We start from the raw sequence: 26,413 nt of genomic DNA, 5'->3' as shown, positions 1-26,413 counted from the left end.
ACAAACTAAGGGGGCTTTATATATGAAACAGTGGGGTAAGACAGCGCTTATGAAAAGTACAGGTGTCTTATTGTCAGCATTTGTTCTTTTATCGGGGTGTGGTTCGGCAACATCCACTAGTAATTCTGAAGGAGGCGGGGATAAGAAGACAGTTGAACTTTTAAATGTTTCCTATGACCCAACGCGTGAGTTGTATCAAGATTTTAATAAAGACTTTGCGAAGTATTGGAAAGAGAAGCATGGTCAAACAGTAAATGTAAAGCAATCACACGGGGGATCTGGAAGTCAGGCACGCTCCGTTATTGACGGCTTAGAAGCAGACGTTGTAACATTAGCGCTCGCTTATGATATTGACGCAATTAGTAAGAAGAAACAACTAGCAGAAGATTGGCAGAAGCGACTTGCGGATAATTCTACTCCGTACACATCAACGATTGTATTTCTTGTGAGAAAAGGAAATCCGAAAGGGATTAAAGACTGGGATGATTTAACGAAAAAAGGTGTGTCTGTCATTACACCGAATCCAAAAACATCTGGAGGAGCACGGTGGAACTATTTAGGAGCTTGGGGATACGCACTAAAGAAATATAACAATAGTGAAGATAAAGCGAAAGAGTTTGTCGGCCAAATTTATAAAAACGTAGAAGTGCTTGATTCTGGTGCACGCGGGGCAACGACGACTTTCGTTGAAAAAGGAATTGGTGATGTGTTAATCGCTTGGGAAAATGAAGCATTATTATCACAAAAAGAACTTGGAAAAGATAAATTCGAAATTGTAACGCCTTCGATTAGTATACTTGCAGAACCGCCAGTAGCCGTTGTAGATAAAGTCGTTGATAAAAAAGGAACGAAAAAAGTAGCAGAAGGATATCTTGAGTATTTGTATTCAGAAAAAGGGCAAGAAATTGCGGCGAAAAACTTTTATCGCCCTCGTAATGAAAAAGTAGCAGAAAAGTACGCGTCAAAATTTCCGAAAGTTCAATTATTTACAGTAGATGAACTATTTGGAGGCTGGAAAAAAGCGCAAGAAAAGCATTTTAATGATGGCGGCGTATTCGATCAAATGTATAAAAAATAAGGGGGGATGAGGTGACGTTATATGAGGAAGAGGCGCGTATTACCAGGGTTTGGATTATCTCTTGGATTTACAATGCTGTATATGAGTTTATTCGTACTTATACCACTTTCTATCGTATTTATTCAAACTTCGCAGCTAGGCTGGAAGAAGTTCGCACAAGTTATAACGAGTGAGCGCGTGTTGCATTCCTATCAAGTAAGTTTCACAACTTCACTTGTAGCGGCAATCGTAAATGCCATTTTCGGTTTATTAATTGCTTGGGTGCTCGTTCGCTACACATTTCCAGGGAAACGGTTATTAGACGGACTAATCGATTTACCATTCGCTCTTCCGACTGCTGTAGCAGGTATTACACTGACGACGCTTTATGCGGAAAATGGCTTGATTGGAAAAATATTTAGTGTGTTTCATATAAAAGTAGCTTTTACCCAGCTCGGAATTATTGTGGCGCTTACGTTTATTGGCTTACCATTTGTCGTCCGAATGGTGCAACCAGTGCTGCAAAGTATTGATAAAGAAGTAGAAGAAGCAGCTTCTAGTTTAGGGGCGTCGCGCTTCCAAATATTTGTGAAAATCATTTTGCCAGAAATATTCCCGGCTCTACTTGCTGGTTTTTCACTCGCGTTTGCGCGGGCCTTAGGGGAATACGGATCTGTTGTGTTCATTGCAGGTAATATGCCGATGAAAACAGAAATCGCACCGCTTATGATTATGACAAAACTCGAACAATATGATTATGCAGGCGCAACAGCTGTAGCGGCTGTGATGCTTATTATTTCTCTCCTTTTCCTACTACTTATTAATATGATTCAAACTTGGAGTAGAAGGCACGAACTGAAAAGCGAATAGGAGGGGAGAAAATGGAACCAACATTATTAGAGAAGAAAATAGTAAAAAGCGTATCAGCTAAAAAAGAATCTAAGTTTGTACCAATTCTATTCATTACGATAACAATTTTATTTTTATCTCTCTTTCTATTACTGCCGCTCGTGACAATCTTTATGAAAGCATTCGAACGAGGCGTTGATGTATATATTGCTGCCGTAACAGATCAAGAAGCATTTTTGGCAATTAGGTTAACACTTCTCGTTGCTTTAATTGTTGTGCCGCTTAATACGATATTTGGAATAGCGGCTGCTTGGCTTATTACGAAGTTTCAGTTTAAAGGAAAGCAAGTATTATTATCTCTTATTGAACTGCCGTTTGCTGTATCACCAGTCATTGCAGGATTAGTATTCGTTTTACTTTTCACACCTCGTGCGGCTCTTGGCGGATGGTTATTGGAACACGGGATAAAACTCATCTTCTCTGTCCCTGGCATTATCATTGCGACGATATTTGTTACGTTTCCGTTCGTTGCGCGTGAATTAATCCCGGTAATGCAGGCGCAAGGGAAGAGTGAAGAAGAAGCGGCTCTATCACTTGGCGCAAGCGGCTGGAAAATGTTTTGGCGTGTTACGCTACCAAATATAAAATGGGGCCTATTATACGGCATGATCCTATGTAACGCCCGCGCCATTGGTGAGTTCGGCGCCGTTTCCGTTGTATCTGGTCACGTGCGCGGCGTGACAAATACGATGCCGCTTCATATTGAAATTTTGTACAATGAATATCAATTTTCAGCAGCGTTCGCTGTGGCGACTTTAATGTCACTCATCGCAGTTTTTACGCTCGTTATAAAAAACTGGATTGAATGGAGAATGGAAAAACGACAATAAGGGGTGAGTGCGGTGAGTATTCAAATTCAAAATGTATCAAAACAATATGGTACATTTCAAGCGCTGACAGACATTCATTTGGATATTCCAAAAGGTGAACTGGTCGCTTTATTAGGCCCATCAGGTTCTGGGAAAACGACGTTATTACGAATTATTGCAGGCCTAGAAGAAGCGGATGGGGGTTCGATTTCTTTTGATGGGGAAGATTTAACTGATATTCACGTGAAAAACCGGCAAGTCGGTTTCGTCTTCCAGCACTATGCACTTTTTAAACATATGAATGTATTTGAAAATGTCGCTTTCGGTTTAAAAGTAAGAAAGAAAAACTTAAGACCGTCAGCTGAAGTAATAGAAGAAAAAGTAATAGAACTATTGAAACTAGTAAAAATGGATGGTTTTGCAAAACGTTACCCAGCGCAATTATCTGGCGGACAACGACAGCGTATCGCACTAGCCCGGGCACTTGCAGTAGAGCCGAAAATTTTATTGCTAGACGAACCATTTGGTGCACTTGATGCGAAAGTACGGAAAGAATTGCGAAGATGGCTCCGGAAACTACATGACGAATTTCAAATTACGAGCGTATTCGTAACGCATGACCAAGAAGAAGCACTAGACGTTGCGGACCGCATTGTTGTAATGAATGAAGGGCGCATTGAACAAATGGGAACGCCGGAAGAAGTGTATGAAAAACCGGCAAGTCCGTTCGTATACGACTTTTTAGGAAACGTGAATTTATTTCACGGCCGCGTTCATAAAGGTAAGCTAAATGTAGGGTCGGTGGAACTAGAAGCACCAGAGCATAAGCACGTTTCAAACGTAGACGGAGTGGGATACGTAAGACCACATCATCTATCGATCGATCGTACGAAACAAAGTATAGATGCCATCCCGGCGAAAGTAACATACTCACATGCAGTTGGCCCTGTCGTATATGTAGAATTGAAGCGCGACGGAACAGATGAGTATTTAGAGGCGGAAATTAGTAAAGAACAGTTTAGACAGCTAGGCATTCAAACGGGTGAGTTTGTATACGTACATCCGAGAGAAGTGAAGGTGTTTATTCCAGAGGATTTTGTTATTTAAGAGAGCTAAAATTCACTTGAATTAACAGTGAATTTTAGCTCATATTAGCAATCTATTAATAAGAGGAAGTCCCCTAACATATATTTTGGGAGACTTCCTCTTTGTTTGTTGTGATAGTTTTTTCTTATGTGAAATGTAGTGGGAAGTTTGTTATAGATATAATAAGGAGAGATGGGCCGTGTTCAAACAATTATTTGGTACGAGTAGTAATGAAGATATTCTTATGACGTTCTTAAATGCTATGTTATAAAAGTCATTACAATTAGGAGACCCACATTTACACCGGGAATATGATGTAGATAATAAAAATACAGTATATATTGATGCGTTAAACCGTCGTATTGAACATACGTATGATGAAAATGCAAAATGGAGCACCTAAGGGTAAATTTAAAAGTAATAAAACGATGAAGCGTACAACACGTAGTACAGGTGGAACGAAGGAAAAATATACCCAACCAGATGGATTAACAGTTCATCTTAAAAAGTTTAAAAATTGGGTAGGAACAAATACTTCTGGAAGAAAGACAAAAAAAGTCAAAGTGGTCAAAAAACCAAAAACAGGGAGGATAGTAACTAGTTTTCCATATTAATTAAATGACTACTATTCATGTTCCCCTCATTATATAGAGTGAGGGGAATTAGGTTATTATTGATTTATTGGAGGTCTGTTAGTTATGAAAAAACTAGTATTTAATAAGCGGATGGATTTTTCATATATAGAAGGAGAAATTCTCTGTATTACAACGGGAAACAAACAAGATATGATAATTTTAGTATTGGATAAAAAGGTTACAGACACTTATTATTATAAAATTATACACTTGTTGAAATCTGGCGTTTTGAAACAATATACTATAGAAAATAATCAATATTTTAACTTCATTCAACCTTTAGGAGAAAATTGGATTTTGGTTAAAAGTTTCGTTGAGAAAAAGGAAGATACAACGGCTACAATTTTTGATAAAAAAGGAAACATCATTGCTTCATATTACTTAGGAAATGGAATAAAATATTTTCAAGTTGATGAAGAAGAACATTTATTGGTTGGGTATAGTGAAGAAGGTATATTTACTTCTGTAGAGGAATTGTTTATTTCAGATGAAGAATTTGATTCGATAGATTGGGAAAATATATATGATATTAATAAATTTGAAAAGAGCGGATTAGCTATTTTCTCTAAGAATGGCGATTTAATTACTAATGAATTTAATAATTCAATAAAGAGATCTGTCTGTGATTGTACAGCAATAAATATACAGAAGACAGGTAATATTCTAATGTCTTACTATAATGAGCAAGGAACATATACATTCACACAGATTAATAAAGAACGGTATGAACAAGATAACCTGTATGAAACAACATTGAATCATACATCACTATGTTTAAAAATAAAAAATACTATTATCTTTGGTGTAGATACTAATCAAATACATGCATATTCACTTGTAAATAAAAAATTATCAACTTTATTAATAGTAGATAGTGATGGAAATTCCATGCAATTTGAGTATATTTTTTCAAGGGATCAAACAATATATGCTGTTAAAGAGAACAGCGTATATTGCTGGGAGCAACACGGAATTTTAGAAGAGGGAGAATAAATAGGGAAATAATATGTAGAAAGAAGAGCTGATATCGGCTCTTCTTTTTCTACATATATTTTATATAAACAATTAGGTATGATGTAGATAATAAAAAATCTAGAAAGGGATCTTGGTGAATATGATGATGAATTTTAATAGTGTAGAGAATTTATTTCCGATACTTTTAAAGTATCCAGTACGTATAATTTTAATATGTATTGGAAGCGGCTGGATTTTTAAATGTATCAAACAAGGTTTCTTATTTTCAGCCGCACTTATGTTAACGATACTTACACTACTTTTTATTATTACATTTACAGACATATTAGCGTCTGTTTTAAATAGTATTCCCCTTACAATACAATATAGTGGTGTAGTATTTTTGCTAATACTATCATGTATTATGTTTGATTATGAATCTTCTCGTCAGTGAACTACTCACCACTTACCGTTCTTGCAGACTGTTTTTCTATGTATGTGTGTTGGTATAGCCAGTGGGATTTTATAAAAGAAAAGTCGTTCTTATAATTAAGTGAAAATAATGAGAAATATAGCGAAATCAGCGGTCAAAGGAGCGCTATTCACTGGTAGTAAAGCTGTTGGAGGGATAGGACTGATTCCGGACGCGGCGGTTTTTGTAGATGGATATTATAAGGGGTATAAAAAAGGATATATGGATTATAGACCGAAAAAAACTAATTCTAAGAAAAGGTGGTTTTAATATATCATTTACAAAAAAATGTCCGATTTAATGCAAGAGGATCACAAATAGCAGGTTACTATAAAGAAAACCTGTAAAAATAACTTTGTTTTGTAATAAATAAAGCAGTCTTATTACGGTCCGTTTGGAATGCTTACTATTTCCGTTAAACGTGCATAACAAGATATAATAGAAGAAATCAATAAGGAGGCTGGCTGTGAAGAATCTTCGTTATTTCAATATATTTACTATGTTAATTCTATACACACTACTCATGTTTTACATCGGCTGGAACGGATGGGTTTGGCTCAGTACGGTATTTGGCTGGGAATCTTGGGGGTATTACGCTTTCATAGTCGGATTTATTTCATATGCGTACATTCTCGTACAAGTGTTTAAATTCCTTCCTTTCCTGCGAACGGTCGGTTCAATTTGGTTTGCGGTTATACAATACGCGCTTATGTTATTGCCGTTAGCCGATATTGCAGTTTTCCTACTGCAGTTTTCAATGGAGAAAGAGACGGCAATTATTTGGACAGGAACGGTCGTTTTACTCATGTTCGTCTTTATCTTCGCGTATGGAGTATTTAATGCATATAGTCCAGTAGTAAGAAAATACGAAGTGCATATACCGAAAAAAGTAGAAGGGCGTAAAAATTTACGCATTGCGATGGCTTCTGATATGCATTTCGGTAAACTGTCTGGTGTTGCTCATTTAAAGAGACTTGTTCGTCACGTAAATGAAATGAAACCAGATATTATTTTACTGCCGGGTGATATTATCGATGATCATCCAGGTGTATTCATTCAAAAAAATATGGGACCAATCATGAAACAGATGAAAGCTCCATTAGGCGTATATGGTGTGTTAGGAAACCATGAATATTACGGCCGAGCTGTTCCTGAGTTTTTACAAGAGATGGATAAGATTGATATTCGTATTCTTTTAGATGAAGTCATTACAATTGAAGATAATTTTTATCTCGTTGGAAGAAGAGATAAAACAGAGCGTGATCGTCAAAGCTTTGAAAATCTAATGAGTACGGTAGATAAATCGCTTCCTGTTATTGCAATGGATCACCAGCCATTTGAATTAAAGCAGGCAGCGGATGCTGGCGTTGATTTATTATTATCCGGTCACACGCACCGCGGACAAATGGCGCCGAATCATATTGTGACGAGAAGAATGTACGAATTAGACTGGGGATACGTACAAAAAGGTGCATTCCACGCCATTGTTTCTTCTGGATTTGGATTTTGGGGACCACCGCTTAGACTTGGAAGTAGATCTGAGATTGTGCAGGTGGAAGTTACGTTTGAATAGGTAGGTGAAATAGAGAGCTGAGTGCTCTCTATTTTTTATTTAAAGGCACAAAATATTCGAGTGAAGTTCTTTATTTACTCTCTAAAAAAAGAGATACTATAAGAAGACTCTGCTTGAAAAGGGGGATTATGAGTGATCATATCAGATGTAATATACGGTGAGTTTAAAGTAGATAAAGTGTTAGAAGAATTAATTTTAAGTAAACCTGTGCAAAGGCTGAAAGGGGTTCATCAGGCCGGAGCAAGTTACTTAATGAATGAGAAATGGAATGTAACGCGCTTTGATCATTCAGTTGGTGCTATGTTGTTAATTAAAAAGCTTGGTGGTTCAGTAGAAGAACAGATTGCTGGTTTACTGCATGACGTATCGCATACTGCGTTTTCTCATGTGATCGATTATGTTTTTGATAACGAAAATGAAAGTTATCATGAAGAAATATTTAGTGCTGTCGTTAAAAACTCGGAAATCCCGGCGATTCTTTCAAAACATGGTTATAACTATGAAGATGTTTTGTTAGATGATTCGAAGTGGACATTACTTGAAAGATCTGCGCCAGAATTATGTGCAGACCGAGTGGATTACACATTGAGAGATATGTATACATATGGATATATTTCTTTAGAAGAAGCTCAAAATTTTTTAGATGATTTAATCGCAGTGAATGGAAAAATGGTTCTGCAAAATATCGAGATTGCCGAATGGTTTACGAAGACGTATTACAAAGAAGTAATCGATTTCTTTATGAAACCACTTAATATTTATGGAAACGATATGTTAGTTAAAACGTTAAAATTAGCTCTTCATAAAAAGATAATCCATCCAGATGATTTTCTTCTTGAAGACCATGAGCTTATATCGAAATTGCAGCTATGTAAAGATCAAGAAGTAGGTACTTTATTAAGAAAAGTTCATCCAAGTATAGAAGTAAAAGAAGATAGAAATGAATATGATCTACATCAGAAAAATAAAGTGCGTCTCATTGACCCGCCATTACTTCGTGAAGGGAAAATCGTTCAGTCGTCTGTCGTATCAGAAAAAATAAGACAGATGAGCGATATCGCTTATGAAAAGGCGATAAGAGGGATGTATGTGAAAGTGATTTCTAATTAGTTTATCCCGCTATTCGCCGGACAGTAAGACTCCCACCTCAAAATTCGGCTGGAGCAAAGAAGTTAGGTGGGAGATCAACTGCCCGTAAACGCCCGATTGGTGAAGGCTAATAATCAGTGGGAGATGAACAAACCCCCCACTGATTAAAGTTTCACTTTACGTGTAATAGCAAAAGGTGTCATCAATTATGATGACACCTTTTGCTTTAAAGGGTTGTTCGTATGAAAATGTGTGCATTTTTACGATACTATTTCATATTACCAGAAAAATACCTTTTATGGTAAAAAAAGAATTTTCATAAAGTTTTTCGTTGAAAATAATTTGTGAAAAAAGTACTCATTTTTAATGTGACAAAAATAATATATTTTTCAATAATCACTTTAGAATCTTTCGTTCTTTATATATGGATTTTTCTATTATTTAAGGTAATTTAAAGGTTTTTGTCGTTTTTTGTTGTAATTTTCATATTATGATAAGCAGAATGTTCGGAATCAACCATTATAACAGAAAAATTTTTAAAAAACAGAATTGAATCACGTTGTTTATTTTAATATAATTTATTTGTTAATTAATAACATATTTGGGTGTGATTCTTTATTGCGGCGAGAATTCTTTTTAACATAGGGGGATTTACAGAATGGTTAAAACGGCAAAACCTGAAATGATGGATGAATTAAAAGAAGCGGTTTACAAATTCTTTCCGAAAAATATTGTGAAAGAAGAAGGATTGTACGAGGAGTCCAAAGAGCATAAAAGGTTTGTAGCCTTAAAAGAGAGCTTTATAAAAAACGAAAGCTCTCAAAAGGAAGTTTTGTCTTTAATCGAGTCAACATTTTGTGATTATCACGTGTCAGACTATACAGATTTAAACCTATATAATTGTCTAGAATATAATGTGTTACTAAATGGAAAAGAACCGATGTTAAATGATGATATTGATTGGATAAGAAAATCAAGAGGCGAGCGCCTTGATTTAGGGGTTTTTGTTAGCTTACTTGATAAATATTATTATTACTACGTATTAAAAACAACATATGATGAAGATGTAAGGGAATGGACTTTTGAAACAATCGATGTAGAAATGGATACCATTTGTGAATTTGAAAAACTAATGAATACAAAAGGATTTGTAAGAGTAGAACGAGAGGTTGCTAGAACTGCAATTCCTGATATAGAAACGGAATGTTTACGTATGGGGGAAGTTAACGTATTCCACGCTTTATTCACGGATTCTGTTAGTGAAATATAGGTTTTAAATTATTAAAAAGGTTGTGTAGAAAATAGCTACTATTTTCTACACAACCTTTTCATTTTCACTAATCAAACCAATTCCAAACCTCAATATCTCCAAGAGTCGCATAACGTACGTGCGGGGAGCTTTGTAATTTTAATAATTCTTTCGACGGCCCAGTAATGACAATGCCGTATACTTTTACGCCGTTATCTTTTACATATTTATAACGTTTATCTAAGTTCAGCTGACCCTCAGGTAGCATAGCAACTTTATTTACAGTTTTTTCATGCGTAGAAAGAATACGCATCATTTCAATTACTTTAGCCTCTTGCGTTTTCAGATTTTCTGTTTCATCATCAAGGAATCCTATATGTTCTGGAAATCCTATAAATTCGCCCCCAGATAGGATGAAATCTTCTTCGTTTATTCTTTCTTGTCCCGTATCTAAGGCGTACCATACAGGAGTTGGAGGGAGTTCTTGTGCTTCAAATACGCTATATAAAAGTGGTTCTAATTCTTGTAAAGTGTAAGGTTTGTCAAAAGAAATTGCAACTTCGGCAACGGTTCCCTCATGTATCTTTGCAAGTGTATCCCAAACCTTTTTAGATGCTTCTTTCAAATAATCACCTTGTTTTATTTTTGGATGAACAAAGTGGATGTTCGGTTGATAGTGCATATTCACCCAAGATTTATGTGTGATATTTAAAGAAGATAAGAAGCTGCTCGTTTCTATTGTACCGAGTGGCATTTCTTTTTTACCAATCGTTTTGACTAAATCAAATTGGCTGTTTGTTCGAAAGAAAGCTTCTACACTTGTTCCGCCCCCCATGACGCGGCTATTTGGGATAGTTGCTTCAAGCGCAAGAGAAGGAACATCTCTTATTTCTTTTAGCCTTTTATCATTATCAGCTTGAAAGTAAAAGGCAGATAATACCCCGCCAATCATATATATAACGATACAAATTGCTAGTATAAAACCAACCGTTTGTAACCGATGTTTCCACTTAATCCTCCAAAAAGGAACTTTAAGATCTTTTGGCGGTAACCTTTTCTTAACGGGTTCGGTCTTCGCAAGCAACTCATCCAAATGCACTTCACACTCTTCGCAAGTCTCAATATGACTTTCTAGCTGCTCTTGTTCATCATGTGTGAGCGTTCCTTTTTCGTACTTCTCCCACAGTTTTTTGAATTTTTCACAACCCATCTGTATCACTCCTTTATGCTTTTCGTTTCTTTTCTTCCTCGGTGTAATTCAATTTTTACTTTTGCTAACGAGAGACCAGTCATTTCTGCTATTTCCTTATAAGAGAATCCGTAGTAATCTCGTAGTAGTAACACATTTCGTCTTTCGAGCGGAAGAGAGGATATACTTTGTAACCAACTAGCAATCTCATGTTTTACGAAATAAGAGTGTTCTGTACTTGGCACGTTTGGTAAGTGGAATTCTTTAATTTGCGTTGTTTTATACTTCTTTTCTTTTCGGTACCAATCGATAAAGGCGTTGTAGGCGATTGTAAATAACCACGGCCTAATTTCTTCTCCTTTATAATAGTCAATATGGACGAGCATTCGGTAAAATGTTTCTTGCATGAGATCTTCGGCACTATGAGAATCTCCGGTTAGGGAGAGAAGATAGCGAAATAAATCTTGCATATGCTCTGAGTAAATTTCTTCTAATGATTGACTTTGTTTCACTACATTTCCCTCCCTTCATACATAACAACGAAATACATATAAAAAAGTTACAATTTTTACGAAATTATAGTAAAAAACGTCAAGAATTGGATAGGATTCTCTTTTATCATAATACATATAAGGCGGGTGAACAGAGATGGAAAGCTATGAAACACAAATTCAAAGGTCAATTGATTATATTGAGGAAGATGTAATGGAAAAACAAACGCTGCGTAATTTAGCACGTGTTGCAGGTTTTTCTGAGTCGCATTTTCATCGTGTATTCCAGGCGTTAGTAGGCGATACAGTAATGGAGTATGTTCGAAAGAGGAGGTTAGCCCGGGCAGCTTATCAACTTTCTCATACGGATGAAAAAGTTATTGATATTGCATTTGAGCATGGCTTTCAATCTCACGAAACGTTCACGAGAGCCTTTAAAAAATTATTTCAAATGACACCAAGTGAATATCGAAAACAAGAAATTGAAACACCGATGTATTATAGAGTGAATGTAAAACAAAGAAAATTAAATCCATATTTAGGGGGCATACAAATGGAATATCGTATTGTAAATAAACCAGAATTTTTAATGGCGGGTTATGAGCTGAAGACGACAAGTAAAGAGGGGAAAAATCATCAAGATATCCCGGTCTTTTGGCAAGAATATTTACAAAAGGATCTTGGAACGACGATTCCGAATCGTAAAGATACGAGCCAATGGGTAGAGCTTGGATTATGTACCGATTTTAATTTAGAAACAGGGGACTTCACTTATATTATTGGAATGGAAGTTACAGATTTTGAAAATGTACCAAATGAAGTTGCAAAGCGTACATTCCCATCCGCAACGTATGCAGTATTTACAACGCCGAAAGTTCCTCATGAAGAAATGGTATCGTCTATTCATCAAACATGGAATGCAGTATTCTCAGAATGGTTCCCACATTCAGGATATGAACATTGCGGAGTTACAGAGTTTGAACAATACGATGAGCGTTGCCATGCAGATAAGAGTGAGTTCGCTCAAGTTGAGCTTTGGATACCGGTGAAGAAGAAATAATAGAAAGAAAGACCGTCCAAAAGGTATTTTTGGACGGTCTTCTCTTATTAATAGGTTGCTACTATTGTCGTATTTTATAGTTAAGTCGATATAATTTCATTTACTAGCACGCTACTCCGAAAAGGAAAAGGTACTTTTATAAAGCACCTTTTCCTACGAACGAAACGGAAACACAAGTATAATTGTCGTTCCTTTTCCAAGTTCACTATCAATGGAGATCGTTCCGTTATGGGCATGAACGAGCTGTTTTGTAATGGCGAGGCCAAGTCCAGTTCCGATGTTGCTTTCTTCTGTATTCGTTCCTCTGTAATATCGCTCGAATAGAAGTTCTTTCGTTTTATCATCCATACCTTTTCCGTTATCTGAAATAGATAGTGTAAATGAATTTGCATTTTGCGAAAGTTTTACGATTACGTTTGTCGTTTCATTATTATGTTTTACAGCGTTTGCTAATAAGTTTTCGATAATACGCTGGAACCATTTTTCTTCAATAAAATATTGGATTTTGCTTGAACTTGGTATAAATTCAATATTTTGATTTTGCAGCGTTGGATTATTAATAAATTGCAGTAGTACTTTTTGAACGAATTGGTTAATTTCAACATTTACATGCTGTCCGGGAAGGGCATTACTTCTTAATTGATACGTTAAGCTTAAGTCGTCAATTAATGTAGTCATATATTGTGACTTTTCTTTCATTACAAGGCCAAATTGCTGAATATCTGAATCCGTCCAATTATACTGCTTCGATTCTAATAATAATGCATAGCCGTATATAGAGCTAAGCGGTGTTTTTAAATCATGTGTTAGACCAGTAATCCATTCTTCACGTGTTTGCTGCAAAACTTGTCTCATTGCATCATTCTTTTTCAAAGTAATAGAAAGGTGCTCTAGTGAGTTCGTAACATCTTTAAACAGACGGAATGACCATTTTTCTTTACCGGAGCGCCGGAATCGAATAGGTTTTCCTTTTTTACTAACAGGCTCTTCATATTTTCCACCAGCGATATTTTTAAGCCAGCGCAACGTATGTAATAGAGGCTTTCCAAACTTATTTCCATACCAAATTGAAAGAATGACTAAATAAACAAAGACGATAAGAAGGATTAATCCGCATCCGATTAGAAACTTCTTAGTAAATACATCCTCAATTTCGTCATCTGGGTAGTAGCGTTCATTTTTTGCTGTAACGACGAGAAGCTGACCGCTATTTGCATCGTAAAAGCTAGACGTGTTTTCTTTATGATTCCACGGTTCTTTTTCGTTAAGAGCAGTCTGTATTGTTGAAAGTGTTTTTTTCTTTCCAGTTGGATAGGAAAAAACCTCTTCGCCATTATGATTAAATATTTGCAGCGTTGCTTTTTCTTTAGAGAGTAACTGTTTTTCTTGTTCCGTTAATGTGAACGAATCTGTAGATACAGAAGGGTGTTCTTTCTGAATTGTTTTTAGTAATGCATTACTTTTTAACATACCACCGTAAATAACAAGTACGTTCTTTTCTTCTACTCCAATTTCCCAATATGTAAATGTATAAGGGCTTTCTATATGATTCTGTATATGTGCGAGTAAAGATGTTTTTGTATAAGAAGTTGGGACATCACTTGGTGTATTAAATTGATAGAGGACTTTTCCATTTTCCTCTACAATCTGAATCCAATCATTTTTCTCTTTAATTAAATCTTTTACTTCAGTTTTTAACGTAATATCGCCATCTTCTGAAGAGATATATCTTGAAATTGTAAAACTATCAGAATCCGGAATGTTAGGTTCGTATGAAATACTAGTAACAAGAAAAATTAAATAAGTGAAAGCAGCGACTACAGCAATAAGTAATGTAACTAAAACAAAAACGTGTTGCAGTATAAATTGGATGATAAGCCGTTTATTAAGATTCATATCGTCACCCTACTTTGTAACGAACTTATAGCCAAGTCCGCGAGCAGTTTTTATGTATTCTGGTTTACTTGGGTCTTGTTCAATTTTTTCGCGTAGTTTTCGAATGTGGACCATAACAGTATTGTCATCGCCATTATAGGCTGGTGCTCCCCAAACTTTCTCGTATATTTCTTCTTTCGAAAATACGTAGTTCGGATTCTCGCAAAAGAAGAGTAGTAGTTGAAACAGTTGAGCGGAACATTCGACAACTTGTCCATTTACTGTAAGTTCTGCGGAATGTTGATCAATTTCAAATCTTCCAAATGAAATGGAGTGTGCTTTTTGTTCGTGTGGTACGGTTTGTTTCATATGTCTTCGAAGTTGTGCTTTCATACGAGCTACGACTTCTAATGGATTAAATGGCTTCGTAATATAATCATCTGCACCGTATGAAAATCCAGATATTTTATCTAAATCAGATGTCTTCGCTGATAGGAAGAAAATCGGACAATCTGTTTGTTGGCGAATAATCGGACAAATATCAAAACCAGATTGTCCAGGAAGCATGACATCTAAAATAATTAAATCGTAATTGTTTTGCTTGGTGAGAGATAAAGCTAATTCAGCTGATGTCGCAGTTGTAATATGAGAAAAACCTTCTTTTTCAAGAATGGTAGTTAGTAGTTGTAAAATTGCTGTTTCATCATCGACGAGTAATATATTTGCTTGATACATAAGAATCCCCCTTAATTTCCTCGAATATCATATCATCTTTTTGTAACATATGGAATTTTTAAGGAAAATTTAAGGTTTTCTTTCACAAAAAATTAAGAATCAAATGATATGATAAAAGTAACATAGGGGAGGAGATGAGTGTGAATCCGTTTCAAATGATGCGAGCTAGATATTTTTTAATTGTATTTGCACTATTAATTTTAGTAGCGAGAAGTAGTGAAAAATTGCTAGAAAGTACATTTCATATACAAAATTCTTCTTTTATAAATATACTTATATTTTATATCCTTCCGATTGCATGGATTTTTTATGAGTATAGAAAGCACCGTGTTTCATTTTCATTATTTGTTAATAAAAATGAAACATTTAACTTGGTGCAAGTTTTATACATTACGATTATGTTGTGCATGTTCAGTTACGGGTATCTGATTTTGTACATGTACAGCTTTGCATGGATTACACCAGATTTTATTATGAATGCTTTACACAAACCGATTGTAGATAGTGCCGGGGGATATATATATCAATTTATTATGGTTGTATTTATCGCACCTATTATTGGGGAATTTGTTTTTCGTGGATTTTTACTTCAGCGCTTTGCTGCAAAATGGGGAACGAGTATAGCGATGATTGCAGTGGCACTTTTATTTGCGATATTACATGTCGATTTTCTCGGTGCCGCCGTATTTAGTATCGTATTATCAATCGTATATATTCGTACGAAAAGCTTACTCATGCCAATTGCGATACATATGTTAAACAATACACTTGTACTCTGTGCATCTTTCCTAGTAAGTAGAGAAAAGATCATGAGTTTTGCAGATTTCTCAAACTATACGACGTTCTTTCCAGGACTTATTATTTTTATAACAGGATTAAATTTAGTACTCATTTTTTTATTTGTTAACCGCAAATACTGGAGTAAAGAAGTGCCAGTTATATATGCAGAGCAGGTAAAGAGTTTTGCAGATGTAGTGGGAGATAAATGAGATGAAGAAGACGTTTGAGAAAATATTGAAAGATATTATAGATGCTACGTCTATTACTGATATGTGTGATAAAAGCTTTTGTAATTGGATTCAACCTGTAGTAGATACAATTGTGTTTCCAGAGTATTACTTGTTTTCTAGTACTCATTTAAAAGAAAATATTATTTCTCTTCTTATTGTGTTAGGGATTTTAATAATATTCGGTCTAATTTTAGAAGCAATGATGAAGCGCATCTTCAGAAAAAATGAAGAGAAGTATGTGTGGGTTCATAAAGTATTCGCGAAAGTAATGGGGGCTTTCCTTTTGTTTTATGGTATGAAAACAATCATTTACTTTATAGCTTTGAAACATCATTAATTCGAAATTTGAAAGGGATGTATAAAATTATATGAATGAAACAATATCGTCAAATAAGTTTTTTTATTTGATTGTACTGAGTTTAGTATTGATTACGACAGTAAATGTTGTTCTTCGCTGGGAGGAAGCTTACTTTTTTATGTATTTAGCGCTCCATTTATTAGGCATTTTATGCATAACGGGCGGAGTAGTTGCTGAGAAAAAGCATGAAGAAAGTATTAATTATATGTGTGTGATGGGTCTTATTTTACTTTTAACTGTACAAGGTATTATGAAATATAGTTCTTTTTCTTTGCAAGATTTTAGTTTGTTAATAGATGTACTTCCTTAAGAAGGATTTTAAGGGTTATGAATATATAATATAGGATATGTAAAAGGAGCTTGTTTGTAAGTACATTTCTTATACTAGATTATGAGCCGAAGAAAATATTTGAAAATAGGTGAAACTCTTCTTGTAATAGAAGAGTTTTTTTATGTAAATTGAACAAGATAGAACAATTCTCACGATTAGCTTGTTCTAATTTTGAAAGTACGAACTTACAATAATAATAGACAGGCAGCATAGAGGAGGGAATAGCGTGAGGAAAGTTATTGGGTGGTCGCTTTTTTTGTACGTTGGGTTTGCGTTACTTATATATTGGTATTTATTTGGATGGAATCATGAACTCATTCCAGACATGTATAAAGGAACGAGGGCAGATCCAGAGACGTTTATGAATGCGAGAGAGCTTACGCTAAGCCAAGATTATTCGCGCGTGAAAAATTTACTTTTCTTTTTAGCGACGCCTCTTGAATGGATTATTTTATTATTTGTCCTTGTGCTCGGTATTTCAAAAAAGTTTGAGAAATGGTCGAAGGACACGACGAAAATAAATGTCTTACAAGTTGCGATTTATTTCTTTTATTTATCACTACTAACAACAGTTCTTGCCTTACCAATGCAATGGATTGGGCGTAAAGTGTCCGTTGATTACGGCATTTCAACGCAAAGTACACAGAGCTGGATAAAAGATCATGTCATCGGTTTTTGGGAGAGTTATGCGACTATGTTAATCGTAGTTACTGTTCTTTTGTGGCTTATCCGTAAATTCCCGAAGAGATGGTGGTTAGCAGGATGGGCGCTCTCTGTACCATTTACAATCTTTTTAACATTCATACAGCCTGTCGTTATTGATCCGCTTTATAACGACTTCTCGACGCTGAAAAATAAAGAGTTAGAAACGAAAATTTTAGCGATGGCAGACAAAGCTGACATTCCTGCTAAACACGTATATGAAGTAAATATGTCGGAAAAAACGAATTCATTAAATGCATATGTAACAGGCATTGGCCCTAACGCCCGTATTGTAATGTGGGATACAACGCTTAAGCAATTAAAAGATAAAGAGATTTTGTTTATAATGGCTCATGAAATGGGACATTACGTAATGAAACATATATATTGGGGCGTTGCGAGCTATGTCTTGATATCGTTTATAGGTATGTATTTAATTAGTCGTATTTTAAATATGTGTATTCGAAAATGGGGAGATACATTGCAAATTTCAAAATTAGCGTGTTTCTCAATTTTACCTTTATTCTTCTTAATTTCTTCTATACTATCTTTTGCTGCAAGTCCTGCATCAAATTACGTATCACGCATAGAAGAACGGGCGGCAGATCAATACGCTCTAGACATGACGAAAGATGGGGAATCAGGTGTGAAAACATTTCAATATTTATCAAAAACGAGTTTAAACCAAGTGAATCCACCTGCGTTAGTGAAATTTTTCTTATACACGCACCCACCAATTTTTGAAAGAATTCATACGTTTGAACAATATGAAAAACAGAAAAAATAAAGAAAGAAGTAGCGATTATGCTACTTCTTTCTTTTATAAAAATATAAGTTTGAGAATGGGAATATTTATCATTGCTTTTTATTATGATTTTGTAAATAATAAACTATAAAATTCTAAAAATCTATATATAAAGGAATAAAGGTGGAAAAATGTATTTTTTACAAAATTTAAAAGTGAAATATAAATTGTTCTCGCTTATCTCATTAGCAGTTTTGGGAATGATAACTATGAGTTGTGTAGCAGTTAATTCAATTAATCAGATTAAGTATGATACGGAAATTGTCGTAGATGATTATCAAAATTCAGCAATTTTATTAGAAGGGATGCTTCGTACACAAAATTCACTAGAATATAACTTACTAGAATTAATTACAGTGTCACAAAATGAGGGGACAAATAAAGAGGGGATTATTGGTAATGTTGAAAAGGATCTAAAGAAATATGATTCTTTATTAAAAGAATATGATGATGGCGTTAATTTAAGTAAGCAAGAGGATGAACTGTTTCAGAAGATGAAGAAATCTTTGCCAAGTTATATGGATACATATAAAAAGTTGTTTGAAAAAGCGAAGGTGACAAACGAACCCCAGCTGGTAAACGAATTTCATAAGGAATTAAAACCAAAGGGAGTAGAGTTAGCTAGTTATGCGGTAGATCTAGAAGCATATGTTTCAAACTTAGCTGATCAAGTATTTAAAGATTCTCAAAAAATGATAGATCAGTCCGTTATTACTTTTATCATTCTTGCAGTAGTTACTACAATCGTTATATGTATAGTAAGTTATATTATTAGCAAGCTTATAGTTGCTCCTTTACAAACGGTTAGTCGTATGATGGAAAGAGCAAAAGAAGGAGATCTAACTGTATATGGTGATTATAATGCTAAAGATGAATTGGGCTTATTAGTAAGTGATTTTAACGAGATGATTGCAGGGCTAAGAGCAAATATGCAAGAAGTAGATAAAAATATTCAGCTTTTATTCCAACATGCAGACGGAGTAGTATCTGCATCGGAAGTATCTAGTGGTGCAGCGAAGAAAATCACTATAGATATTGAAGAAGTTGCAAATGGTGCAGAGAGTCAAATGCAAGCAATGGAGCAAACTGCGGGTGCGATGGAAGAGTTGACACAAGGAATGCAGAGTATAGTGAATACATCATCCTCTGTAAATGAATTGTCTGCTCAATCAGCATTAGATGCAGAGAGTGGTAACAAATTAATGAAACAAATGATTCAACAGATGGATACAATCCAAAATTCAGTACATAGCGGTGTCAAACAAGTTGAGACTATGAAGGAACAATCAGAAGAGATTGTTAAAATTATTGATGTTATGCAAGGTATTACCTCTCAGATTAACTTATTAGCATTAAATGCCGCAATTGAGGCTGCACGTGCTGGAGAAAGTGGTAGAGGATTTGCAATTGTGGCAGATGAAGTAAGAAAATTAGCAGAACAATCTAGTGATTCTGCAAAACAAATTGAGAAACTTATTATTCAAGTTATGGGAACAACGAACCATACGGTAGACATGATGGGGAAAGTAGATAATGAGGTACAGGCAGGTACACAAGTAGTGATGAATACAGAAAAAGTATTTGGAAAAATCACTGAAAAAGTGCAGCAAGTATCTAATCAAATTCAAACTGTATCTATGTCTACAGATGAAATTGCAGCGAGTAGTGAGGAGATTTCTGCTTCTGCAGAAGACATGGCTCAAATTTCTCAAAGATCATCTGATCGAACTGATAGGGTAAAAGAGTCTATTCATCAGCAAGAAAAATCAGTTCAAGAAATCTCAGTTTCAATTGAGCATCTGCATAGCGTAGCAGGAGGATTAAAGCAGATTGTTTCACAATTTACTCTTCAAAAATAGTATATTTAAGTTTATATATAGTGAAATTCCTCTGAATAAATAATAGAAAAATCATCCTTTATAAGAAATAAAGGATGATTTTTCTATTATGAAGATTTGGTGTGAATTCTACTTTTTACATTCTATTTTTTTACAGTTTTTCAATTGTGATATATAATGATATGTAATGTTTTTAGAATTTTTAGTTTATAAAGAGATGATTGTAGGGGGAGGAGAAAATTGTTTCATTCAAAATCAATGCCGGCTATAAAAATGATCCTTTCGATGTCTATTTTCGGATCGATTGGATTTTTTTCTGTCCAAACGGGTTTACCATCTTTTGAATTAGTATTTATTCGGTGTATTTGTGCGACTTTATTTTTAACGCTATGTTGGTTTGCAACAGGACAATATAAAAATGAGAAATGGAATAAAAAAGAAATTGTACAAATATTAGCGTGTGGCGTATTTCTCGTTTTTAACTGGGTGTTTTTATTTAAAGCGTTTGAAGTCATGTCGATTACAATTGCGATTTCTGTATATCATCTTGCACCGATTATCGTATTAATGATTGGTAGTATTGTATTTAAAGAGAGGTTAACAGCATTTGCGGTTCTGTCCATTACCATATGTTTCATCGGTACAGTTTTAGTAGCTGGGGTAGATGGAAGTATGTCGCTTGAGAAACTCATGTCGTCTGGAATGGTGTGGGCGCTTCTTGCAGCTTTATTTTATGCATTTACAACGTTGCTCGGAAAAGGAATTAAGCATACGAGTGCATATGCGATGACATTTTTACAAACTTTTTTGGGTATATTTTTATTGCTACCATTCGTAGACTTCGGGAAGTTTCAAGGATTAACAGAGATGAACTGGATGATGATCACAGCGACAGGACTTATACATACGGGATTTGTATATTACTTATTTTTTGACAGTTTAAGAGATTTATCGACGAGATTAATTTCGGTATTAGTGTTTTTAGATCCTGCGGTTGCAATACTATTAGATACAGTCTTTACCGGATTTAGACCGACTAGTATGCAAATTGTAGGGATTGTCCTAATATTTGTAGGGATGGCGTTTACTTTTCGAAAAACGAAGGATGAAAAAGTGGTGGTAAAAGAAAATACGTATTATGAAGTGTGAAAAATTACCTCCTAACGTATTGAGAATTTTCTTATTTTTTGTACAATATAAAAGTGGGAAAATAAAGGAAGAGGCGGATGAGAGAGATGAAAAAGTTATTAAAGATAGCGACATCATTAACTTTAATAGGGGGGATATTTGTTAGCGGTAATATTGTTTCAGCAAATACAGATGGAATTCAACAATCTCCACCTCCACCTGATATTATGCTAGAATTTGATGATTTAGCAAATGATCATTGGGCTTATAATGAAATTATGAATTTAGTATATCACCGTATTATGTATGGATATGGAAACGGTAAGTTTGGGGTAGAAGATAATATAACACGTGAACAAGCAGCAGCAGTACTACATCGCGCACTCAATTTAAAAAGAAGTCCATTTGAAGAGAATCCATATGGAGATATTAGTGGGAAATCAACAATGTTCCCTTACGAAATTTTACATTTAACAAGCCTTGGTATTTTTAAAGGAGACGAAAATGGGAATTTCCGTCCGAAAGCAACATTGACTCGCGCAGAATTAGCACAAATTTTAACGAAAGCATATACGTTAAAAGCAAAGCATCCGCATACATTTACAGATATACTAGAAAACTATTGGGCAAGAGATGCAATTAGTGCATTGCAGTCTAATAAAGTCGTAGTAGGAACCGGAGATGGTAAGTTCGAGCCTGAAATGCTCGTTACACGTGGGCAATTCGCTAAGTTTCTACAACAAGCAATTTATAATTCACCAGGGAAATGGGAATAAATAAGAGTATAAAAAAGTACAAGTAGATTATACTTGTACTTTTTTGTCTGAAAGGTGAAGTTTTTAGAAATAAAGGTTTTCTAAGTGAAAGAAAAACATACATTTACTGACATACCAGAAAACCATTGGGCTAAAGATGCGATAAGCACCTTACAATCTAATAAAGCTATAGTTGGAACTGGTAATGGTTTATCCCGCTATTTGTGGGCAATAAAACTCCCACCTCAAAATTTAGATGGAGCAAAGAAGTTAGGTGGAAGCCCTGCTGCCCGTAAACGCCCGATTGGTGAGAGCTAATAATCAGTGGGGGATGAACAAAACCCCAACTGATTAAAGTTTCACTTTATTTGAGCCAGAAAAACTTGTAACTCGTGAATAGTATGCAAAGTTCTTAAATAATGCAATTCATAGGTTCTACGCAAACGATTAATCTATGAAGCTCGAAAAAAGCGCAAATATGATATTTGCGCTTTTTTTGTCTATAAAGTGAAATTTTTATAAGTGAAGGACTTGATTAGTAGATAGTAGAATATTGTATATATAACATCTTTGCAAAAACTTTTGTTTATCCTTTTGAAAATCAAAAAGGGAAACTAGAGCGCAAAGATAAGAGTATTTCTTCAAATTCAGAATATCAATTGGAATTGAGAGTGAATTGGCTCACCTAGTAATCTTCAAAATAATAGATGTTTAAAAATGCAATATATTACATACGGTTTGCAAATGCAGCATATGTAATATGGGAAAAGAATTTAGTCTATTATTTTCCACTTTTAATAAAGTGGAAATGAAGGAGAGAGGACAATGAAGAAAAAAATGTTACGTATAATGGCCGCAGCGACTATTATGGGTGGATTATTGGTAAGTGCAAGTGTACCTAACATAAAAGCAGAAGAGTATCCAGAAATGATTGTATTTGATGATGTTCCAGTAGACTATTGGGCATATGAATATATTATGGAAGTGGCGTATCATAAAGTTATGCTGGGCTATGGAAATGGAAAGTTTGGTGTAGGTGATAATGTAACCCGTGAACAAGTGGCGGCAGTACTGTATCGCGCACTTAATATAAAGCATGAAGGCCCATTAAAAAATCCTTATAAAGATATTTCTGAAAGATCAACAATGTTTCCGGATGAAATTTTGGCATTAACAGAGCGCGGTATTTTTAAAGGTGATGAGAAGGGGAACTTTAGACCTAGAGAAACAATAACACGTGCAGAAGTAGCACAAGTTCTTACACAGACATTTTCATTTGAAGCACAGCAACAGCATACATTTAAAGATGTACCAAATAATTACTGGGCGAAAAATGCAATTAGTGCACTACAAGCTAATAATGTTATAGTAGGAACAGGGAATGGAAAGTTTGAACCAAATAAAGTTGTAACACGTGAGCAATATGCAACATTTTTAAATAAAGCTATTACTAATTTGTATTTGAAAGATGAATAACATGAAACGGAAGTTAAAAAATAATATAGTACAAGAAAATTAAAATTATATTAATATACCATATTTTTTTAAAAAAGCGCGAGAATTACGCGCTTTTTTCTTATTTTAAATTGTTTATCTGTATATTTATTCTACTGTTCATTGTTCGATGGTTACTATTTATGGAAAAAACAGGTTAATTGTGGTTACTTTTTACGGGAAAAAAGTACGATTTAGTAACTTTATTGTTAACTAAGTGTAAAGAGAAGTATATGAAATATGATTCACAAATTAGACAAACATTATATGGATAAGTGTATTGTTACTTTTCCGTGAATTCTTTATATTAGAAAAAAATATGTTTTTAGGGAGAGAACAAAGTGAAGAAAAAGATATTAAAAGTAGCAACAGCTTTAACAATTATGGGTGGAATTGGATTAAGCACACAAGGTACTACAGCAAATGCGGAAGTAGCTGTGAAACAACAACAACAAGCTGCATCTGTTACATTTAAAGATGTACCGCAAGGGCATTGGTCTTATAAAGCAATCCAAAATCTAGCAGACTGGGGAATTATTGCTGGTTATGGAGATGGAAGATTCGGTTTTGGTGATAATGTAACACGTGAGCAAGTAGCAGCGTTAATTTACCGTACAATTGATGGGGACCAATACTTTGATGAAGATCATGAGTTTGTAAGTACATATAACGATATCGTTGATGATAACTCAACAATGTTCCCAATTGAAATTTTAGCATTAACAGAATTAGAAATCTTTAAAGGTGATGGTAGTGGAAACTTCAGACCAAAAGATACGTTAACACGTGCAGAAATGGCACAAATTTTAACGGAAACATTTGATTTACAAGTAAAAGGTACACCAGGATTTAAAGATGTACCAGCAGGACATTGGGCAGCTAAGGCAATTAATGCAGTAGGTTCAAATGGTATTTCAGCAGGTGATGGTTCAGGTAACTTTGCACCAGGTATGAAAGTAACACGTGAACAATATGCACAGTTCCTATACAAAGCAATTTTAAATGATCAGCAACAATAATTTATAAAAAAGAGCCAGTGTTATATAACACTGGCTCTTTTTTTCGTTGAAATCATAATGAATAAACACAGTTTTGTAAAAAAACATTTAATTTTCAAAAAAAACTTCCTTTTCTGAAGATTTGTTATATAATATAAAACATAAAATTAAATCTGTTATAAAACAGTTTGAGAAGGGGATGCTAATATGTCGACGCAAACTTCACGGGTTACACTCGTTGGAGAAATGTTACCAGCGTACAACGAAATATTGACACCTGAGGCACTTAGTTTTTTAAAGGAACTACATGAAAATTTCAATGAACGCCGCACGGAACTTTTACAAAAGCGTGTGGAGAAACAAAAACGAATTGATGCGGGAGAGTTTCCGAAGTTTTTAGAGGAAACAAAAAGCATACGTGAAGGTGATTGGACAATTGCTCAGCTTCCGAAAGATTTAGAGGATCGCCGCGTGGAGATTACTGGACCGGTGGATAGAAAGATGGTCATTAATGCTTTAAATTCAGGAGCACATCTTTTTATGGCAGACTTTGAAGATTCGAATGCACCAACTTGGAGAAATGCTGTCGAAGGTCAAATTAACTTACGAGATGCGAGTGAGGGAACGATTTCACATAAAAATGAAAACGGAAAAGAATATCGTTTAAATAGTAAAACAGCTGTATTAATTGTGCGTCCGAGAGGGTGGCATTTAGAAGAAAAACATATGCAAGTTGACGGCAAGAACATGTCTGGTAGTTTAGTAGATTTTGGCTTGTACTTTTTCCATAATGCGAAGGTGCTTTTAGCAAAAGGAAGTGGCCCGTACTTTTACTTACCGAAAATGGAAAGTTACTTAGAGGCAAGATTATGGAATGATGTTTTCGTATTTGCTCAAAAGTATATCGGCATTCCGAATGGAACGATTAAAGCGACTGTGTTAATAGAAACGATTCACGCTTCATTTGAAATGGATGAAATTCTGTATGAACTAAGAGATCATTCTGCTGGTTTAAACTGCGGGCGATGGGATTATATATTTAGTTTCTTAAAGAGTTTCCGTAATCATAATATTTTTTTACTTCCGGATAGAGCGCAAGTCACGATGACAGCGCCGTTTATGCGCGCGTATTCTTTGAAAGTTATTCAAACGTGTCATCGTCGTAACGCGCCAGCAATCGGAGGAATGGCAGCGCAAATTCCAATTAAAAATGATCCAGAAGCAAATGAGGCGGCTTTCGAGAAAGTGCGTGCTGATAAGGAGCGCGAAGCTTTAGATGGTCATGACGGGACTTGGGTTGCCCACCCGGGACTTGTACCGGTTGCAATGGAAGTATTTAATCACATAATGAAAACGCCAAATCAAATTTTTAGAAAGCGTGAAGAAATACGTGTAACAGAAAAGGATTTATTAAAAGTACCGATGGGAACGATTACAGAAGGTGGTCTTCGCACGAATATTAATGTCGGTATTCAATATATTGCATCTTGGTTAAGCGGGAGAGGAGCAGCTCCTATTTATAACTTAATGGAAGATGCGGCAACAGCGGAAATATCAAGAGCACAAGTATGGCAGTGGATTCGTCATGAGGGCGGGAAGCTAAGTGATGGCCGTGATATCACTTTTAAATTGATGGAAGAATTGAAAGAAGAAGAACTAGCAAAAATAGAAAGAGAGATTGGTAAGGAAGCATTTAAGAAAGGGAGATTTGAAGAAGCTACAAAACTGTTTACAAACCTTGTTCGTAATAATGAGTTCATGCCGTTTTTAACATTACCTGGTTATGAAATTTTATAAGAAACAAGAAAAGG

The 26,413-nt window shown here is 35.0% G+C and carries 27 protein-coding genes and 2 pseudogenes; 25 read left to right on the top strand and 4 right to left on the bottom strand.

Going from position 1 to position 26,413, the window contains the following annotated elements; all coding sequences use genetic code 11:
• The first annotated feature begins 22 nt into the window (after positions 1 to 22).
• The 12 genes and pseudogenes from ACE38F_RS22540 to ACE38F_RS22485 all read left to right on the top strand — a co-directional run bounded on the left by ACE38F_RS22540 (position 23) and on the right by ACE38F_RS22485 (position 9,854).
• Entirely contained in the window at positions 23 to 1,078 is a 1,056-nt protein-coding gene (locus ACE38F_RS22540) for a sulfate ABC transporter substrate-binding protein (protein ID WP_375370279.1), read from the top strand.
• A 21-nt stretch (positions 1,079 to 1,099) separates the two neighbouring features.
• Positions 1,100 to 1,927, top strand: coding sequence for a sulfate ABC transporter permease subunit CysT (gene cysT, locus ACE38F_RS22535; RefSeq protein ID WP_215555509.1), 828 nt, complete (start codon positions 1,100 to 1,102; stop codon positions 1,925 to 1,927).
• An 11-nt stretch (positions 1,928 to 1,938) separates the two neighbouring features.
• Positions 1,939 to 2,796: a sulfate ABC transporter permease subunit CysW gene (cysW, locus tag ACE38F_RS22530; protein ID WP_375370278.1), complete on the top strand. Its 858-nt coding sequence runs from the start codon at positions 1,939 to 1,941 to the stop codon at positions 2,794 to 2,796.
• Positions 2,797 to 2,808: 12 nt separating this feature from the next.
• Positions 2,809 to 3,882: a sulfate/molybdate ABC transporter ATP-binding protein gene (locus tag ACE38F_RS22525; RefSeq protein WP_375370277.1), complete on the top strand. Its 1,074-nt coding sequence runs from the start codon at positions 2,809 to 2,811 to the stop codon at positions 3,880 to 3,882.
• Between the two features lie 178 nt (positions 3,883 to 4,060).
• Positions 4,061 to 4,210, top strand: a pseudogene (locus ACE38F_RS22520) (PD-(D/E)XK nuclease family transposase); the annotation flags it as partial.
• Positions 4,211 to 4,235: 25 nt separating this feature from the next.
• Complete coding sequence (locus tag ACE38F_RS22515; protein WP_375370276.1) at positions 4,236 to 4,475, top strand: hypothetical protein; 240 nt, start codon at positions 4,236 to 4,238, stop codon at positions 4,473 to 4,475.
• Positions 4,476 to 4,559: 84 nt separating this feature from the next.
• Positions 4,560 to 5,489 carry a hypothetical protein gene (locus ACE38F_RS22510; protein WP_375370275.1) on the top strand — a complete coding sequence of 310 codons (930 nt, stop codon included), beginning with the start codon at positions 4,560 to 4,562 and terminating at the stop codon, positions 5,487 to 5,489.
• 124 nt (positions 5,490 to 5,613) lie between these two features.
• Positions 5,614 to 5,904, top strand: a complete 291-nt coding sequence (locus ACE38F_RS22505) for a hypothetical protein (RefSeq protein ID WP_375370274.1) — start codon at positions 5,614 to 5,616, stop codon at positions 5,902 to 5,904.
• A gap of 108 nt (positions 5,905 to 6,012) precedes the next feature.
• Positions 6,013 to 6,192 (top strand): hypothetical protein, encoded by a 180-nt coding sequence (locus ACE38F_RS22500; protein ID WP_252188753.1) that lies wholly within the window; start codon positions 6,013 to 6,015, stop codon positions 6,190 to 6,192.
• Positions 6,193 to 6,388: 196 nt separating this feature from the next.
• Positions 6,389 to 7,495 (top strand): metallophosphoesterase, encoded by a 1,107-nt coding sequence (locus tag ACE38F_RS22495; RefSeq protein ID WP_375370273.1) that lies wholly within the window; start codon positions 6,389 to 6,391, stop codon positions 7,493 to 7,495.
• A 132-nt stretch (positions 7,496 to 7,627) separates the two neighbouring features.
• Positions 7,628 to 8,605, top strand: a complete 978-nt coding sequence (locus ACE38F_RS22490; protein WP_375370272.1) for an HD domain-containing protein — start codon at positions 7,628 to 7,630, stop codon at positions 8,603 to 8,605.
• A gap of 637 nt (positions 8,606 to 9,242) precedes the next feature.
• A complete protein-coding gene (locus tag ACE38F_RS22485; protein WP_002064178.1) occupies positions 9,243 to 9,854 on the top strand; it encodes a hypothetical protein in 612 nt (203 codons plus the stop codon).
• A 67-nt stretch (positions 9,855 to 9,921) separates the two neighbouring features.
• Here the strand turns inward: ACE38F_RS22485 and ACE38F_RS22480 are convergent, their stop codons facing one another.
• Together ACE38F_RS22480 and ACE38F_RS22475 are read right to left on the bottom strand one after the other, a co-directional pair.
• Positions 9,922 to 11,043, bottom strand: a complete 1,122-nt coding sequence (locus ACE38F_RS22480; protein WP_375370271.1) for an anti-sigma factor — start codon at positions 11,041 to 11,043, stop codon at positions 9,922 to 9,924.
• Positions 11,044 to 11,048: 5 nt separating this feature from the next.
• On the bottom strand, positions 11,049 to 11,534 hold the full coding sequence (locus ACE38F_RS22475; RefSeq protein ID WP_367961390.1) for an RNA polymerase sigma factor: 486 nt from the start codon (positions 11,532 to 11,534) through the stop codon (positions 11,049 to 11,051).
• Positions 11,535 to 11,670: 136 nt separating this feature from the next.
• Here ACE38F_RS22475 and ACE38F_RS22470 point away from each other — a divergent pair, with 136 nt between their 5' ends.
• Positions 11,671 to 12,573 (top strand): AraC family transcriptional regulator, encoded by a 903-nt coding sequence (locus ACE38F_RS22470; RefSeq protein WP_375370270.1) that lies wholly within the window; start codon positions 11,671 to 11,673, stop codon positions 12,571 to 12,573.
• A gap of 153 nt (positions 12,574 to 12,726) precedes the next feature.
• On the opposite strand, the gene ACE38F_RS22465 is transcribed toward ACE38F_RS22470, so the two are convergent.
• Complete coding sequence (locus tag ACE38F_RS22465; protein ID WP_375370269.1) at positions 12,727 to 14,469, bottom strand: ATP-binding response regulator; 1,743 nt, start codon at positions 14,467 to 14,469, stop codon at positions 12,727 to 12,729.
• Between the two features lie 9 nt (positions 14,470 to 14,478).
• On the bottom strand, positions 14,479 to 15,183 hold the full coding sequence (locus ACE38F_RS22460) for a response regulator transcription factor (RefSeq protein WP_215555521.1): 705 nt from the start codon (positions 15,181 to 15,183) through the stop codon (positions 14,479 to 14,481).
• Positions 15,184 to 15,323: 140 nt separating this feature from the next.
• On the opposite strand from ACE38F_RS22460, the gene ACE38F_RS22455 reads away from it, so the two are divergent.
• The 12 genes and pseudogenes from ACE38F_RS22455 to aceB all read left to right on the top strand — a co-directional run bounded on the left by ACE38F_RS22455 (position 15,324) and on the right by aceB (position 26,399).
• Positions 15,324 to 16,172, top strand: a complete 849-nt coding sequence (locus ACE38F_RS22455; protein ID WP_375370267.1) for a CPBP family intramembrane glutamic endopeptidase — start codon at positions 15,324 to 15,326, stop codon at positions 16,170 to 16,172.
• Position 16,173: 1 nt separating this feature from the next.
• Positions 16,174 to 16,530 (top strand): hypothetical protein, encoded by a 357-nt coding sequence (locus ACE38F_RS22450; RefSeq protein WP_113709043.1) that lies wholly within the window; start codon positions 16,174 to 16,176, stop codon positions 16,528 to 16,530.
• A 31-nt stretch (positions 16,531 to 16,561) separates the two neighbouring features.
• Positions 16,562 to 16,861: a hypothetical protein gene (locus ACE38F_RS22445; RefSeq protein WP_001006056.1), complete on the top strand. Its 300-nt coding sequence runs from the start codon at positions 16,562 to 16,564 to the stop codon at positions 16,859 to 16,861.
• 247 nt (positions 16,862 to 17,108) lie between these two features.
• A complete protein-coding gene (locus ACE38F_RS22440; RefSeq protein WP_375370266.1) occupies positions 17,109 to 18,371 on the top strand; it encodes a M48 family metallopeptidase in 1,263 nt (420 codons plus the stop codon).
• Between the two features lie 149 nt (positions 18,372 to 18,520).
• Positions 18,521 to 19,300, top strand: a pseudogene (locus tag ACE38F_RS22435) (MCP four helix bundle domain-containing protein); the annotation flags it as partial.
• The gene (locus ACE38F_RS22430; protein WP_462782408.1) at positions 19,295 to 20,248 is read left to right on the top strand and encodes a methyl-accepting chemotaxis protein; all 954 of its coding nucleotides are present in this window, start codon (positions 19,295 to 19,297) and stop codon (positions 20,246 to 20,248) included. The pseudogene ACE38F_RS22435 and the gene ACE38F_RS22430, both read left to right, overlap by 6 nt.
• A 219-nt stretch (positions 20,249 to 20,467) precedes the next feature.
• Positions 20,468 to 21,376: a DMT family transporter gene (locus ACE38F_RS22425; protein ID WP_131246095.1), complete on the top strand. Its 909-nt coding sequence runs from the start codon at positions 20,468 to 20,470 to the stop codon at positions 21,374 to 21,376.
• Between the two features lie 77 nt (positions 21,377 to 21,453).
• On the top strand, positions 21,454 to 22,131 hold the full coding sequence (locus ACE38F_RS22420; RefSeq protein ID WP_002011235.1) for an S-layer homology domain-containing protein: 678 nt from the start codon (positions 21,454 to 21,456) through the stop codon (positions 22,129 to 22,131).
• An 84-nt stretch (positions 22,132 to 22,215) separates the two neighbouring features.
• Positions 22,216 to 22,428 (top strand): S-layer homology domain-containing protein, encoded by a 213-nt coding sequence (locus ACE38F_RS22415; RefSeq protein ID WP_002125868.1) that lies wholly within the window; start codon positions 22,216 to 22,218, stop codon positions 22,426 to 22,428.
• 507 nt (positions 22,429 to 22,935) lie between these two features.
• Positions 22,936 to 23,586 carry an S-layer homology domain-containing protein gene (locus ACE38F_RS22410; RefSeq protein WP_375370264.1) on the top strand — a complete coding sequence of 217 codons (651 nt, stop codon included), beginning with the start codon at positions 22,936 to 22,938 and terminating at the stop codon, positions 23,584 to 23,586.
• 359 nt (positions 23,587 to 23,945) lie between these two features.
• On the top strand, positions 23,946 to 24,623 hold the full coding sequence (locus ACE38F_RS22405) for an S-layer homology domain-containing protein (protein ID WP_215555529.1): 678 nt from the start codon (positions 23,946 to 23,948) through the stop codon (positions 24,621 to 24,623).
• A 186-nt stretch (positions 24,624 to 24,809) separates the two neighbouring features.
• The gene (gene aceB, locus ACE38F_RS22400) at positions 24,810 to 26,399 is read left to right on the top strand and encodes a malate synthase A (protein ID WP_215555530.1); all 1,590 of its coding nucleotides are present in this window, start codon (positions 24,810 to 24,812) and stop codon (positions 26,397 to 26,399) included.
• Positions 26,400 to 26,413: the final 14 nt, after the last annotated feature.

Origin of the sequence: Bacillus altaicus (assembly GCF_042136375.2) — a bacterium.
Classification (GTDB): domain Bacteria; phylum Bacillota; class Bacilli; order Bacillales; family Bacillaceae_G; genus Bacillus_A; species Bacillus_A cereus_U.
This window is presented reverse-complemented; position numbering and strand designations above follow the sequence as displayed.

Bases quoted from the DNA above. Each gene is read 5' to 3' on its own strand.
- ACE38F_RS22460 (WP_215555521.1), bottom strand. From the start codon at position 15,183: ATGTATCAAGCAAATATATTACTCGTCGATGATGAAACAGCAATTTTA.
- ACE38F_RS22505 (WP_375370274.1), top strand. From the start codon at position 5,614: ATGATGAATTTTAATAGTGTAGAGAATTTATTTCCGATACTTTTAAAG.
- ACE38F_RS22470 (WP_375370270.1), top strand. From the start codon at position 11,671: ATGGAAAGCTATGAAACACAAATTCAAAGGTCAATTGATTATATTGAG.
- ACE38F_RS22430 (WP_462782408.1), top strand. From the start codon at position 19,295: ATGATTGCAGGGCTAAGAGCAAATATGCAAGAAGTAGATAAAAATATT.
- ACE38F_RS22485 (WP_002064178.1), top strand. From the start codon at position 9,243: ATGGTTAAAACGGCAAAACCTGAAATGATGGATGAATTAAAAGAAGCG.
- cysW (WP_375370278.1), top strand. From the start codon at position 1,939: ATGGAACCAACATTATTAGAGAAGAAAATAGTAAAAAGCGTATCAGCT.
- ACE38F_RS22410 (WP_375370264.1), top strand. From the start codon at position 22,936: ATGAAGAAAAAAATGTTACGTATAATGGCCGCAGCGACTATTATGGGT.
- ACE38F_RS22500 (WP_252188753.1), top strand. From the start codon at position 6,013: ATGAGAAATATAGCGAAATCAGCGGTCAAAGGAGCGCTATTCACTGGT.
- ACE38F_RS22420 (WP_002011235.1), top strand. From the start codon at position 21,454: ATGAGAGAGATGAAAAAGTTATTAAAGATAGCGACATCATTAACTTTA.
- ACE38F_RS22510 (WP_375370275.1), top strand. From the start codon at position 4,560: ATGAAAAAACTAGTATTTAATAAGCGGATGGATTTTTCATATATAGAA.
- cysT (WP_215555509.1), top strand. From the start codon at position 1,100: ATGAGGAAGAGGCGCGTATTACCAGGGTTTGGATTATCTCTTGGATTT.
- aceB (WP_215555530.1), top strand. From the start codon at position 24,810: ATGTCGACGCAAACTTCACGGGTTACACTCGTTGGAGAAATGTTACCA.
- ACE38F_RS22515 (WP_375370276.1), top strand. From the start codon at position 4,236: ATGATGAAAATGCAAAATGGAGCACCTAAGGGTAAATTTAAAAGTAAT.
- ACE38F_RS22445 (WP_001006056.1), top strand. From the start codon at position 16,562: ATGAATGAAACAATATCGTCAAATAAGTTTTTTTATTTGATTGTACTG.
- ACE38F_RS22465 (WP_375370269.1), bottom strand. From the start codon at position 14,469: ATGAATCTTAATAAACGGCTTATCATCCAATTTATACTGCAACACGTT.
- ACE38F_RS22540 (WP_375370279.1), top strand. From the start codon at position 23: ATGAAACAGTGGGGTAAGACAGCGCTTATGAAAAGTACAGGTGTCTTA.
- ACE38F_RS22450 (WP_113709043.1), top strand. From the start codon at position 16,174: ATGAAGAAGACGTTTGAGAAAATATTGAAAGATATTATAGATGCTACG.
- ACE38F_RS22480 (WP_375370271.1), bottom strand. From the start codon at position 11,043: ATGGGTTGTGAAAAATTCAAAAAACTGTGGGAGAAGTACGAAAAAGGA.